Source organism: Pseudomonas sp. PD9R, from assembly GCF_019200975.1.
Classification (GTDB): Bacteria; Pseudomonadota; Gammaproteobacteria; order Pseudomonadales; family Pseudomonadaceae; genus Aquipseudomonas.
The window spans coordinates 315,363-328,123 of the sequence record NZ_JAHTMR010000005.1; the positions used below are offsets into that span (position 1 = coordinate 315,363).

Consider the following 12,761-nt stretch of genomic DNA (forward strand, 5'->3'; position numbering starts at 1 on the left):
GCGTAGGAGCTGCCGCAGGCTGCGATCTTTTGATCTTGCTTTTCAAGATCAAAAGATCGCAGCCTCGTTTCACTCGACAGCTCCTACAGTTCCTACAGCTCGATGGCGAAGTGTCAGTCGATGTATTCGAACAACTTCACAATCTTCTGCACGCCGGAAACGCCTTGAACCAGATTGGTCGCCTGAGCGGCTTCCTGTTTGGTCAGCAGGCCCAGCAGGTAAACGATGCCATTCTCGGTGACAACCTTGATGCGCGAACCCGGGATGTTCGGGTCGGTAAGCATCTGGGTCTTGATCTTGGAGGTCAGCCAGGTGTCGTTCTGGCGGGCAAGGAAGCCGGAGGGTGGCAGGATTTGCAGTTCGTTATGCACCGTCTTCACCCGCTGCACGGCGGCAGCGGCCTGTTCGGCCTTGGCCTTGAGGTCGGCGCGCGGGGTTTGCCCGGCGAGCAGTACGACACCGTTGAAGCTGGTGACGACGATGTGCGAGTCGTTGTCCAGGGCCGGATCAGCCTTGGCGATGTTTACGCCGACCTTGGTGTCAATCAGGGAGTCATCGATCTTGCTGCCGAAGGTGCGAGTGCCGCGGTCATCTTCAATCGGCGCTTCACGGCTGGCATTCACCACCGAGGTGCAGCCGCTGATGCCGAGGCACAGGGTCAGGGCCAGTAGGCCAAGGCGATTAGGGGTCATTCTTCACTCCCGAACAGTTGGCTGTCGATCAAATCGCAAAGGCAATGGATCGCCAGCAGGTGGACTTCTTGAATACGTGCGGTGACGTTGGCCGGTACGCGAATCTCGACGTCTTCGGGCAATAGCAGTGACGCCATGCCGCCGCCATCGCGACCGGTCAATGCTACGACAATCATTTCGCGATCATGTGCGGCCTGGATGGCTTGAATAATGTTTGCCGAGTTGCCGCTGGTAGAAATCGCCAGCAGTACGTCGCCCGGCTGGCCGAGGGCGCGGATCTGCTTGGAGAAGATTTCGTTGTAGCTGTAGTCGTTGGCGATCGAGGTGAGCGTCGAGCTGTCGGTGGTCAGCGCAATGGCTGGCAGGCTTGGGCGCTCGCGCTCGAATCGGTTGAGCAGCTCGGACGAGAAGTGCTGGGCATCGCCAGCAGAGCCGCCATTGCCGCAAGACAGCATTTTGCCTTCGTTGAGCAGGGCGTTGACCATCACCTGGCTGGCTTGCTCGATGTGCGGTGCAAGTACTTCCATCGCCTGTTGCTTGGTGTCGATACTGGCCTGAAAAAGCTGGCGAATTCGGGATTGCATGTCCATCTGTGTGACCTTAATGAGCGCGGCTGTCCGGCACGTAAATGTGCAGCCCGCAAAGCAAAGAGCAAAAGTGTTGGGTGTTGTCCGGTTCGGGGCGCAAGCAATCAGCTGTCAAAGGCATTCTGCAACCAGTTCAACTGATCGAGGTTGCTGTCGATGGCAACCACGTCGAAGCGGCAAGGGGAATTGGCCCAGCGCGACTCGCGCTGAAGAAAATACTGCGCGGCAAAAATCAGTTTCTGCCGTTTGCGCTCATCGATGCTATCGAGCGCGCCACCCCATTGAGTGTTTTTTCTGTAGCGAACTTCAACGAATACTACTGTATCGCCATCAAGCATGACCAGATCAAGCTCGCCGCGTTTACACAACCAGTTCTGCGCCAGCAGGCGCAGACCCTGTTGTTGAAGATGCTCGAGCGCATGGCGCTCGGCATCTTTGCCGCTTTGCTGGCGAGACCTGTCAGGCATTAGCGCGGGGTGTCCGGCAGACGCTGAACCTGGCCGTTGACGAATTGTGCCCACGGCAACTGACGCACGACGCGCTGATTTTGCGTCATGCCCAAGCTACCCGATTGACCTTCGACACGGCTGTCCGGCAGGGCCTTGAGTTGCCCCAGGCGCGGCGCCAGACGATAGGCGTCGACGCCCATGGCGTACAGGCGGCCAAGGCTGCCGGCCGCTTGTGGCCATTGCGCGGTCACTTGACGGCGCAGCGGATCGTTCGCATCCAGCAACCATGGGGTCTCGCAGAAGCGTATGCCGTTCATGTCGTTGTACTGATTCACATCGCCGCTGGCGCTGAAAACATGGGACGTGGCGTAAACCGGAACGTCACCGGCGTATTGGAAGTTCAGCGTCGGTTTGATCTGTTGAGCCTGTTGCGGCGTGGCGGCCAGGAAGATGAATTCAATGTCCTGACGACGAGAAGGCTGGGCTGCGACCTGTGAGCCTACGGTGCTTTGCAGGCTCTTGGCGCGACCTTCGCTTTGGCGCAGCTGGAACATGTCGGCAATCTGCTGGGCCAGTTGAACCGGCTGGTCAACGCGTTCGGTGGCGACAATGCTGCCACCGTTGGCTTGCCAGTCCTGGCTGAACGCCTTCAGTACGCGGTCGCCCCATTCGCCTTTCGGTACCATGATCGCGGCGCGGTGCAGGCCGTCGGCGCGAGCGCGGCGGGACACTTCACGAGCTTCGTCTTCCGCAGCAAGGCCAAACTGGAACAGTTGGGCCGGGCCTTGTTCGCCTTCGCTGTAGTTCAGCGCCAGGGTAGTGATCGGCAGTTGCGGGCGAGTGCTGAGCTGTTTGACCAGTGGCTTCTCTAGCGGGCCGACGACCAGTTGCACGCCATCGGCCTGGGCCTTGCGATAGAACTCGTCGAGGGACGTCAGTTTCGAGCTGTCATAGAACTCGATGGCTGGCGGTTTCTGCCCGGCCTGCTGTGCCTGGTAGTGAGCGGCCATGAAGCCTTCGCGCAATGCTTTGCCGACCGAGGCCAGCGGGCCGTCTTGCGGCAGCAGCAGGGCGATTTTGCCCAGGGGCTGGCTGGCCAGTTCCTTGAGGTTAGTCAGGGGCAGTGGCAACTGGATGGCAGCCGGGTGTTTTGGATTCTGTTTGCGCCAGTTGTCGATCGCGGCCTGCTGTTGTTCCAGGGTGCCGGCGGTTTTCACTGCAAGCGCCAGTGCCATCCAGCCGCCGAGGTCATCGGTGGTGGTCGGCTGCAATTGATCGGTCGGAAGCGAAGCGATCAGGGTCCAGATTGCTTCGTGATTCTTGCGGGCGGCGTCACCGCTCAGCATTGGCGCGATAAAAATTCGTTCCCGTGCGGCGGCCAGGGTCTGGCCATCGGCTTCCAGGGCGCGGGCGTGGACGGTGCCGGTGCGAACCTGCTGCTCGGCAGGCATTTCGCCCAACCGCTGCAGGCTCGGATGGCTCAAAGCCGTCAGCGCCGCTTTGGGCTGATTACGGGTCATGGCCAGTTCAGCTGTCAGCGTGCTGGCGAAGATCTGCTGGCCTGGCTTGAGTTGCTCAACCGGCACTTGTTGCAGAATCTGCGCGGACTGGCCGGGGTTCCCCTGGTGGTAGGCCAGGTCCGCTGCGCTCAGGCGCAACAGAGCGGCTTTTTCCGGATCCTTGCTTTGAGTGGCCTGTTCGAGCAATTGCTCGATACTGGCATCCGGGGTCCGTGGAAGGTCGCCAAGGCCGGAGGAGGGCGAGCTGGCGCAAGCCGCCAGCAAGGCAGCAAGGCAGAGGGCAGTGAACAGCCGCAGGCAAGCGATCATGTAAGCGTTCCTGATACTCGATCAAATTAGCGTGGAATTGTACCCAAGCACTGGCCGGGGCGCGATGTTACTGGCGTGAATCGATCAATTTAGCTCGTACAAATGTTGCGCCATGGCGTAAAAGGCCTCAAAAGCGTGTGTTCCATACGCGTATCGCAAACGTCGCTACGCGTTACAATGGCGGCTTTATTGATCATGAGGTGTGCGCTTTGACTGCTCCAGGTGCTTTGAATTCCGATGCTGGCTCGCTTTATGTGGTGGCGACGCCCATCGGCAACCTGGACGACATCAGTGCGCGTGCGCTGAAAATTCTGCGTGAAGTCGCCCTGGTCGCCGCCGAAGACACCCGTCACTCCCAGCGCTTGATGCAGCATTTCGGTATTGCAACGCCGTTGGCCGCTTGCCATGAACACAACGAGCGCGATGAGGGTAGTCGCTTTATTACCCGGCTGCTGGCAGGCGACGATGTGGCGCTGATCTCTGATGCGGGTACGCCGCTGATTTCCGATCCGGGTTATCACCTGGTGCGCCAGGCTCGTGCGGCAGGGATCAAAGTGGTACCGGTGCCGGGTGCCTGTGCCTTGATTGCAGCGCTGTCGGCGGCGGGGTTACCGTCGGACCGTTTTATCTTCGAAGGCTTTCTTCCGGCCAAGGCAGTGGGTCGCCGCGCACGTCTTGAACTCATAAAGGAAGAACCGCGCACGCTGATTTTCTACGAGGCGCCGCACCGTATCCTCGAATGCCTGCAGGACATGGAGTTGGTGTTCGGTCCTGAGCGTTTGGCGTTGCTGGCGCGGGAGCTGACCAAGACCTTTGAAACGCTCAAGGGTTTGCCGCTGGCCGAGTTGCGCGAGTTCGTCGAGTCGGACAGTAATCAGCAGCGTGGGGAGTGCGTGGTGCTGGTGGCGGGATGGACGGCTCCCGAAAGTGAAGACGCTGTCAGCAGCGAGGCAATGCGCATCCTCAATCTCTTGCTTGAAGAAATGCCGCTCAAGCGTGCCGCGGCATTGGCGGCGCAAATTACCGGTGAGCGCAAGAATGTTCTCTATCAGGTCGCGCTGGATAAACAGAAGGGCGAGTAAAACCCGACGTGCTGGCGCTGCTAGAGGCTTTTAGCGCTTGTTCTTCGGGCGCTCTGCCGTTAACCTTCGCGGCGGAGAGTCGATCGGACAGTCGCTGCCCTCTATGAAAATTAGGGGGGGGAGGAAAGTCCGGGCTCCATAGGGCGAAGTGCCAGGTAATGCCTGGGAGGCGTGAGCCTACGGAAAGTGCCACAGAAAATAACCGCCTAAGCGCTTCGGCGCCGGTAAGGGTGAAAAGGTGCGGTAAGAGCGCACCGCACGTCTGGCAACAGTTCGTGGCTAGGTAAACCCCACTTGGAGCAAGACCAAATAGGGTCCCAAGGCGTGGCCCGCGCTGGGACCGGGTAGGTTGCTAAAGATGTCCAGTGATGGCCATCGTAGACGAATGACTGTTCAAGACAGAACCCGGCTTACAGATCGACTCTCCACCTTTTTCTCCCCTCTGCTTAAATCATTGAGCAGGGTGCTGGTGATAGCAATTTCCCTCCTTTCAGAATCGTCAGCAGAAGCACTTTCGTAATACCGAAAAAATCTTACTCTTAATAAATTACTTTAACTTCCGAACGCAGCCATCTGTGCTGATTCAAGTTATCGGGCAGTTTCATCTGCCGGATTCTCGTTACCCCTCCCTTTATGCTCCTAAATCTCAGTTCTGTAAGGGTTTTCCTTTAATCCGCGCCTTGACGGTGTGGTGGGCGCATTCCTATAGTGTGCGCAAGTGGCGGAAAGTGGCATGAAGTGGGTTTTTTGAACTCAAAACGCTAGAATTTGGAGAAACGCTGACGTGTTTCGCGGAGCCAACGCTATCAGTCTCGATGCAAAGGGCCGTCTCGCCATGCCGAGCCGGTACCGTGACGAGCTCGTTTCGCGTAGTTCCGGTCAGTTAATCGTCACAATTGATGCCGTTGATCCGTGTTTGTGTGTTTACCCCCTCGATGAGTGGGAAATTATTGAAACCAAACTGCGCGCACTGCCTTCGCTTCGCGAAGAGAACCGCCGCCTGCAACGCTTACTGATTGGTAATGCCGTCGACCTCGAGCTCGATGGCAGTGGTCGTTTTCTGGTTCCGCCGCGTCTTCGTGATTATGCCAAGTTGGATAAGCACGCGATGTTGGTAGGCCAACTGAACAAGTTCCAGCTTTGGGACGAGGATGCCTGGAATGCGGTTTCTGCCGCTGACCTGGCTGCTATTCAACAACCGGGCGCGATGCCTGATGAACTGCGTGATTTGATCCTGTGACTATTGATAGCGGCTTTAACCACATCACCGTACTGCTTGACGAAGCCGTCGAGGCTCTCGCCGTACGTCCTGATGGCTGCTATCTGGACGGCACGTTCGGGCGCGGCGGGCATAGCCGGTTGATACTCAGTCAGCTCGGTCCCGATGGTCGGCTGCTTGGATTCGATAAAGATCCTCAAGCGATTGCCACCGGGCAGACGCTAGCGGCCGAAGACGGCCGCTTTGTCGTTGTGCAGCGCAGCTTTGCCGAGCTCGGTTCGGAAGTTGCCGAGCGCGGCATGAACGGCAAGGTCAGCGGCGTTTTGCTCGACCTGGGCGTGTCCTCGCCACAGCTCGACGACCCTGAACGTGGCTTCAGTTTTCTCAACGACGGTCCGCTGGACATGCGCATGGACCCGTCCCGCGGGATCAGCGCTGCCGAATTCGTAAACACCGCGCCGGTTGAAGAAATCGCCCGGGTTTTCAAGGAATACGGCGAGGAGCGTTTTTCCGGTCGCATGGCCCGTGCCGTGGCTGAACGTCGCGACATCAAGCCATTCGAGCGCACCGCCGACCTGGCCGAAGTCCTGAAAGTCGCCAACCCGGCGTGGGAAAAGGGCAAGAACCCTGCAACCCGTGCGTTCCAAGGGCTGCGCATACACGTCAATAACGAACTGGGCGATCTGGAAACCGGTCTCGAAGCCGCGCTGGAATCCCTGGAAGTCGGCGGTCGTCTGGTCGTTATCAGCTTCCATTCGCTGGAAGACCGCATCGTCAAACTGTTCATGCGCAAACTGGTGAAAGGCGAGGCCGACAACCTGCCGCGTAACCTGCCAGTACGTCACGTCGCCTTCGAACCCAAAATCAAAGTCCATGGCAAAGCGCAGTCCGCCTCCGAGGCCGAACTCAAAGCCAACCCACGTTCCCGTAGCGCCATCATGCGCGTGGCGGAGAAGCTGCGGTGAGCAAGCTTTTCGCCAAGCCACTTCCCGGCGGAAGCTTTTTCATGCTGCTGTTGTTTATCGGTGTGCTCGTATCGGCCATCGGCGTGTCCTACAGCGCGCACTGGAATCGCCAGTTGCTGAACTCGCTGTACAACGAGTTGAGCGTGCGCGACAAAGCGCAAGCCGAGTGGGGCCGTTTGATTCTTGAACAGAGCACCTGGACTGCCCACAGCCGTATCGAAGTGCTGGCAACCGAACAACTGAAAATGCACATTCCTGGTGCTGCCGACGTGAAGATGGTGGCGCCATGATGAAACTCGAAGGTGCACTGTTCCCGTGGCGTTTCCGCGTGGTGCTGGGTTTGCTCGGCGTCATGGTCGCCGCGATTTGTTGGCGCATCATCGACCTGCAGGTCGTCGACCGTGACTTCCTTAAAGGTCAGGGTGATGCGCGCAGTGTTCGTCATATTCCAATTCCGGCTCACCGTGGTCTGATCACCGACCGTAACGGCGAGCCGCTGGCCGTCAGTACGCCGGTCACCACCCTGTGGGCCAACGCCAAGGAAATGCAGCTGGCGAAAGAGAAGTGGCCGGCACTGGCCGCCGCGTTGGGCCAAGATCCCAAGGCCTTGGCGGAACGCCTTGAGGCTCAAGCCAATAAAGAATTCATTTACCTGGTGCGCGGGCTGACGCCTGAGCAGGGTCAGGCTGTGCTCGACCTGAAAGTACCGGGTGTCTACGGCATCGAAGAATTTCGTCGTTTCTATCCAGCCGGTGAAGTCACCGCCCATATGGTCGGCTTTACCGACATCGATGATCACGGTCGGGAAGGTGTCGAACTGGCTTATGACGAATGGCTGGCCGGAGTCGCCGGCAAGCGCCAGGTCATCAAGGACCGGCGCGGCAGGTTGATCAAGGATGTCCAGGTCACCAAAAACGCCAAGGCCGGAAAGCCCTTGGCGTTGTCCATTGACCTGCGCCTGCAATACCTGGCCAACCGTGAACTGCGCAACGCGATCATCGAGAACGGCGCCAAGGCCGGCAGCCTGGTGATCATGGACGTGAAGACCGGCGAGATCCTCGCCATGGTCAACCAGCCGACCTACAACCCGAACAACCGCCGCAACCTGCAACCGGCGATGATGCGTAACCGCGCGATGATCGACGTGTTCGAGCCGGGTTCGACGATGAAGGCGATCTCGATGAGCGCCGCCATCGAAACCGGCCGCTGGAAACCGAGTGACACCGTCGAGGTGTATCCGGGCAGCTTGCAGATTGGCAAGTACACCATCAAGGACGTATCGAAAACCGAAGGCCCAGTGCTCGACCTGACCGGAATTCTGATCAATTCCAGTAACGTCGGCATGAGTAAGGTCGCGTTCGATATCGGCGGCGAGACGATTTTCCGTCTGGCGCAGAAAGTCGGTCTTGGCCAGGATACCGGCCTGGGCTTCCCGGGCGAGCGCGTCGGCAACCTGCCGAACTACCGCGAGTGGCGCAAGGCTGAAACTGCCACGTTGTCCTATGGCTACGGTATTTCCGTGACGGCGATCCAGTTGGTCCACGCGTTCTCGGCCCTCGCCAACAACGGCCGAATCGCACCATTGACCCTGATCAAAACCGACAAGGCCCCGCAGACCACTCAGGTACTGCCGGAAGCCGTCGCGAAAACCATGCAAGGCATGCTGCAACAAGTGATCGAAGCGCCGCGCGGCGTGTTCCGTGCGCAAGTGCCGGCGTATCACGTGGCCGGCAAGTCCGGTACGGCGCGTAAAACTTCGGTCGGTACCAAAGGCTACGCCGAGAACTCGTACCGCTCGCTGTTCGCCGGTTTCGGCCCGATGAGCGATCCGCGTTACGCCATCGTGGTAGTGATCGACGAGCCGACCAAGGCCGGTTACTTCGGTGGTCTGGTTTCGGCGCCGGTGTTCTCCCGCGTGATGTCCGGCACCCTGCGCCTGATGAACGTCACCCCGGATAACTTGCCGCCGACACAACAAGCCAACGCCACCCCGGTCGTTCCGCTGAAAGCCAATGGAGGGCGCGGCTGATGTCATTAAGTCTGAACAAAATTTTCCCCCACGCCGGCCACGATCTGTTGATCCGTGAATTGGCGCTAGACAGTCGCAACGTGCGCGCGGGTGATCTGTTCCTCGCCGTGCCCGGCGGTAAATTCGATGGCCGTGCACATATTGCCGATGCGCTTGCGCGCGGTGCTGCTGCTGTTGCTTATGAAGTGGAAGGCGCGACCGTGCTGCCAATCACCGACGTGCCGTTGATTCCGGTCAAGGGCCTGGCGGCACAATTGTCGGACATCGCCGGGCGCTTTTACGGCGAACCGAGCCATCACCTGAACCTGATCGGCGTGACTGGCACCAATGGCAAAACCAGCGTGACCCAATTGGTGGCCCAGGCACTGGACCTGCTCGGCCAGCATTGCGGCATCGTTGGCACCCTGGGCTCCGGTTTCTACGGTGCTTTGCAAAGCGGCCTGCACACCACGCCAAACCCGATTGCCGTACAAGCCACCCTGGGCGACCTGAAAAAGGCCGGTGCCAAAGCAGTGGCGATGGAAGTTTCGTCCCACGGTCTGGACCAGGGTCGGGTTACCGCGCTCGCATTCGACGTGGCGGTGATGACCAACCTGTCCCGCGATCACCTGGATTACCACGGCACCATGCAGGCCTATGGCGAAGCCAAGGCCAAGCTGTTTGCCTGGAATGATTTGAAGTGCCGTGTGGTCAATCTCGACGACGAATTCGGTCGGCAACTCGCTGCCCAAAAACGTGAGTCGCGGCTGATCACCTACAGCCTGCTCGACAGCAGTGCCTACCTGTATTGCCGTGAATCGCAATTCGACGACGAAGGCGTGCGCGCCACATTGGTTACGCCGCAAGGCGAGCACCATTTGCGCAGCACCTTGCTCGGCCGTTTCAACCTGAGCAACGTGCTGGCGGCAGTAGGCGCTTTGCTCGGCCTGGATTATGCGCTGGACGAAATTCTCAAGGTGCTGCCGAAACTCGAAGGCCCGGCCGGTCGCATGCAGCGCCTGGGCGGCGGCACTCAGCCGCTGGTGGTGGTCGATTACGCCCACACCCCGGATGCCCTGGAAAAAGTGCTGACAGCCCTGCGTCCACACGTCAAAGGCCGTTTGCTCTGCCTGTTCGGCTGTGGCGGCGACCGCGATCGCGGCAAGCGCCCACTGATGGCGGAAGTGGTCGAGCGTCTGGCCGATGGCGTACTGGTCACCGACGACAATCCGCGCACCGAAGACCCTGCAGTGATATTCGACGACATCCGCGCCGGGTTCACGGCTGTGGATAAGGTGACGTTCGTTGCGGGCCGTGGCCAGGCGATTGCCCAGTTGATCGCCGGCGCTTCGGCGGATGACGTGATCGTGCTGGCCGGTAAAGGTCACGAGGACTATCAGGAAATCAACGGCGAGCGCCACGCTTTCTCCGATCTGGTCGAGGCTGATCATGCCTTGACCGCGTGGGAGGTGGCCCATGCTTAAAGCCTTGAAACTGAGCGAACTGGCCGGCGCATTGAATGCACGCCTGATCAGCACTGATGCCAGCTTCGACGGTGTCAGTATCGACAGTCGCGCTATCAAACCGGGCCAGTTGTTCATTGCCCTGACCGGTCCGCGCTTCGATGGTCATGACTATCTCCATGATGTAGCGGCCAAAGGCGCCGTGGCGGCGTTGGTCGAGCGCGAAGTGGCCGACAGCACATTGCCGCAATTGCTGGTCAGCGATACCCGTCAGGCCCTCGGTCAACTGGGCGCGCTGAACCGTGCTGCCTACACCTCTCCTGTTGCAGCAATCACTGGCTCCAGCGGCAAAACCACGGTCAAGGAAATGCTCGCAAGCATCCTGCGCACGCGCGGTCCGGTGCTGGCGACCCGCGGCAACCTGAACAATGACCTGGGCGTGCCGCTGACCCTGCTCGAACTGGCGCCGGAGCACACCGCTGCGGTGATCGAGTTGGGTGCTTCGCGCCTCGGCGAAATCGCCTATACCGTTGGCATGACCAAGCCGCACGTGGCCATTCTGAATAATGCCGGGACCGCCCATGTTGGGGAGTTCGGCGGTCCGGAAAAAATCGTCGAAGCCAAAGGCGAGATTATTGAAGGGCTGGATGCCGATGGCGTCGCCGTTCTCAATCTTGACGACAAAGCGTTTGAAATCTGGAAGACCCGTGCTGCCGGTCGCAAGGTGCTGACGTTTGCCCTGAGCAACAGCAGCGCCGATTTCTATGCCAGCGACCTGGCCACCGATGCTCGCGGTTGCCCAGCGTTCAACCTGCACACGCCTGAAGGTATGGAGCGTGTTCAGTTGAACCTGCTCGGCACTCATAACGTTGCGAACGCCATGGCCGCGGCGGCGGCCGCTCATGCTCTGGGCGTGTCGCTGTTCGGCATCGCCACTGGTCTGGGCGCGGTACAGCCGGTCAAGGGCCGCACCGTCGCGCAACTGGCCAGCAATGGCATGCGCGTAATTGATGACACTTACAACGCGAACCCCACCTCCATGTGCGCTGCCGTTGATATACTCGCCGGCTTTTCCGGTCGCACCGTTCTGGTGCTCGGGGATATCGGCGAGTTGGGCGATTGGGCGGAGCAGGGGCACCGCGACGTGGGCGAGTACGCCCGTGGCAAGGTTTCCGCGCTGTACGCCGTCGGACCCATGATGGTCCACGCCGTCAATGCGTTTGGCCCACAGGCCTTTCACTTCAGCACACAGGCTGAGCTGATCGAGGCGCTGGGTGCCGAGCAAGATACAAACACCACCATTTTGATCAAAGGCTCGCGCAGCGCTGCGATGGAAAACATCGTCGCCGCTTTGTGCGGGACCCGTTTGGAGAAACACTAATGCTGCTGCTGCTAGCGGAGTATCTGCAACAGTTCTACAAAGGCTTCGCGGTCTTCCAGTACCTGACCCTGCGCGGGATTCTCGGTGTGCTGACCGCGCTGGTTTTGTCGCTGTGCTATGGCCCGTGGATGATCCGCACCCTGCAGAACCGCCAGATCGGTCAGTCTGTTCGTAACGACGGCCCGCAATCGCACCTGTCCAAGTCCGGCACCCCGACCATGGGCGGCGCACTGATTCTTTCGTCGATTGGCGTCAGCACTTTGCTGTGGGCTGACCTGAGCAATCGTTATGTCTGGGTCGTGCTGCTGGTGACCTTGCTGTTCGGCGCCATCGGCTGGGTTGACGACTACCGCAAAGTGATCGAGAAGAACTCCCGTGGCTTGCCGAGTCGCTGGAAGTACTTCTGGCAGTCGGTGTTCGGCCTGGGCGCAGCGATCTTCCTTTATATGACTGCCGCGACGCCGGTGGAAACCACCCTGATCCTGCCGATGCTCAAGGATTACAGCATTCCATTGGGCGCTGGGTTCATCGTACTGACCTACTTCGTCATCGTCGGTTCGAGCAACGCAGTCAACCTGACTGACGGCCTCGATGGTCTGGCAATCATGCCGACCGTGATGGTCGGCGGTGGCCTGGGCATCTTCTGCTACCTGTCGGGTAACGTGAAGTTCGCCGAATACCTGTTGATTCCTTACGTGCCAGGCGCGGGTGAATTGATCGTGTTCTGCGGCGCGCTGATCGGTGCGGGCCTGGGCTTCCTGTGGTTCAACACCTATCCGGCGCAAGTCTTCATGGGTGACGTCGGTGCATTGGCGCTGGGTGCGGCGCTGGGCACCATCGCGGTGATCGTCCGTCAGGAAATCGTTCTGTTCATCATGGGCGGCGTGTTCGTGATGGAAACCCTGTCAGTCGTCATACAGGTCGCTTCTTTTAAGCTGACCGGTCGCCGCGTATTCCGCATGGCGCCGATACACCACCACTTTGAACTCAAGGGCTGGCCCGAGCCACGTGTGATCGTCCGTTTCTGGATCATCACCGTGATTCTCGTGCTGGTCGGCCTTGCCACCCTGAAGCTGAGGTAGAAAC

At 59.5% G+C, this 12,761-nt stretch carries 12 protein-coding genes and 1 other RNA gene; 9 read left to right on the plus strand and 4 right to left on the minus strand.

Features of this window, described 5'->3' with window-relative positions; genetic code table 11:
• Positions 1-113: 113 nt before the first annotated feature.
• From KUF73_RS13480 to KUF73_RS13495, 4 genes are all read right to left on the minus strand, one after another.
• A complete protein-coding gene (locus KUF73_RS13480) occupies positions 114-692 on the minus strand; it encodes a BON domain-containing protein (protein ID WP_056853208.1) in 579 nt (192 codons plus the stop codon).
• A complete protein-coding gene (locus KUF73_RS13485; RefSeq protein WP_218438514.1) occupies positions 689-1,282 on the minus strand; it encodes a phosphoheptose isomerase in 594 nt (197 codons plus the stop codon). The genes KUF73_RS13480 and KUF73_RS13485 overlap by 4 nt, the downstream gene beginning before the upstream one ends.
• Positions 1,283-1,383: 101 nt before the next feature.
• Complete coding sequence (locus KUF73_RS13490; protein ID WP_019582357.1) at positions 1,384-1,746, minus strand: YraN family protein; 363 nt, start codon at positions 1,744-1,746, stop codon at positions 1,384-1,386.
• On the minus strand, positions 1,746-3,557 hold the full coding sequence (locus tag KUF73_RS13495; protein ID WP_218438515.1) for a penicillin-binding protein activator: 1,812 nt from the start codon (positions 3,555-3,557) through the stop codon (positions 1,746-1,748). The genes KUF73_RS13490 and KUF73_RS13495 overlap by 1 nt, the downstream gene beginning before the upstream one ends.
• Before the next feature lie 209 nt (positions 3,558-3,766).
• Between KUF73_RS13495 and rsmI the strand changes: the two genes are divergently transcribed.
• From rsmI to mraY, 9 genes are all read left to right on the plus strand, one after another.
• Positions 3,767-4,639: a 16S rRNA (cytidine(1402)-2'-O)-methyltransferase gene (gene rsmI, locus KUF73_RS13500; protein WP_218438516.1), complete on the plus strand. Its 873-nt coding sequence runs from the start codon at positions 3,767-3,769 to the stop codon at positions 4,637-4,639.
• A gap of 75 nt (positions 4,640-4,714) precedes the next feature.
• Positions 4,715-5,068: RNase P RNA component class A (gene rnpB / locus KUF73_RS13505), an RNA gene on the plus strand.
• Positions 5,069-5,423: 355 nt separating this feature from the next.
• A complete protein-coding gene (gene mraZ / locus KUF73_RS13510; protein ID WP_218438517.1) occupies positions 5,424-5,879 on the plus strand; it encodes a division/cell wall cluster transcriptional repressor MraZ in 456 nt (151 codons plus the stop codon).
• Positions 5,876-6,823, plus strand: coding sequence for a 16S rRNA (cytosine(1402)-N(4))-methyltransferase RsmH (gene rsmH / locus KUF73_RS13515; protein WP_371135465.1), 948 nt, complete (start codon positions 5,876-5,878; stop codon positions 6,821-6,823). The genes mraZ and rsmH overlap by 4 nt, the downstream gene beginning before the upstream one ends.
• Positions 6,820-7,113 carry a cell division protein FtsL gene (gene ftsL / locus KUF73_RS13520; protein ID WP_046041919.1) on the plus strand — a complete coding sequence of 98 codons (294 nt, stop codon included), beginning with the start codon at positions 6,820-6,822 and terminating at the stop codon, positions 7,111-7,113. The genes rsmH and ftsL overlap by 4 nt, the downstream gene beginning before the upstream one ends.
• Positions 7,113-8,852 carry a penicillin-binding protein 2 gene (locus KUF73_RS13525; protein ID WP_218438560.1) on the plus strand — a complete coding sequence of 580 codons (1,740 nt, stop codon included), beginning with the start codon at positions 7,113-7,115 and terminating at the stop codon, positions 8,850-8,852. Before ftsL ends, KUF73_RS13525 begins: the two co-directional genes overlap by 1 nt.
• The gene (locus KUF73_RS13530) at positions 8,852-10,315 is read left to right on the plus strand and encodes a UDP-N-acetylmuramoyl-L-alanyl-D-glutamate--2,6-diaminopimelate ligase (RefSeq protein ID WP_218438518.1); all 1,464 of its coding nucleotides are present in this window, start codon (positions 8,852-8,854) and stop codon (positions 10,313-10,315) included. Before KUF73_RS13525 ends, KUF73_RS13530 begins: the two co-directional genes overlap by 1 nt.
• Positions 10,308-11,675 carry a UDP-N-acetylmuramoyl-tripeptide--D-alanyl-D-alanine ligase gene (gene murF, locus KUF73_RS13535; RefSeq protein ID WP_218438519.1) on the plus strand — a complete coding sequence of 456 codons (1,368 nt, stop codon included), beginning with the start codon at positions 10,308-10,310 and terminating at the stop codon, positions 11,673-11,675. The genes KUF73_RS13530 and murF overlap by 8 nt, the downstream gene beginning before the upstream one ends.
• Complete coding sequence (mraY, locus tag KUF73_RS13540; protein ID WP_016773275.1) at positions 11,675-12,757, plus strand: phospho-N-acetylmuramoyl-pentapeptide-transferase; 1,083 nt, start codon at positions 11,675-11,677, stop codon at positions 12,755-12,757. The genes murF and mraY overlap by 1 nt, the downstream gene beginning before the upstream one ends.
• The last annotated feature ends 4 nt before the right edge of the window (positions 12,758-12,761 follow it).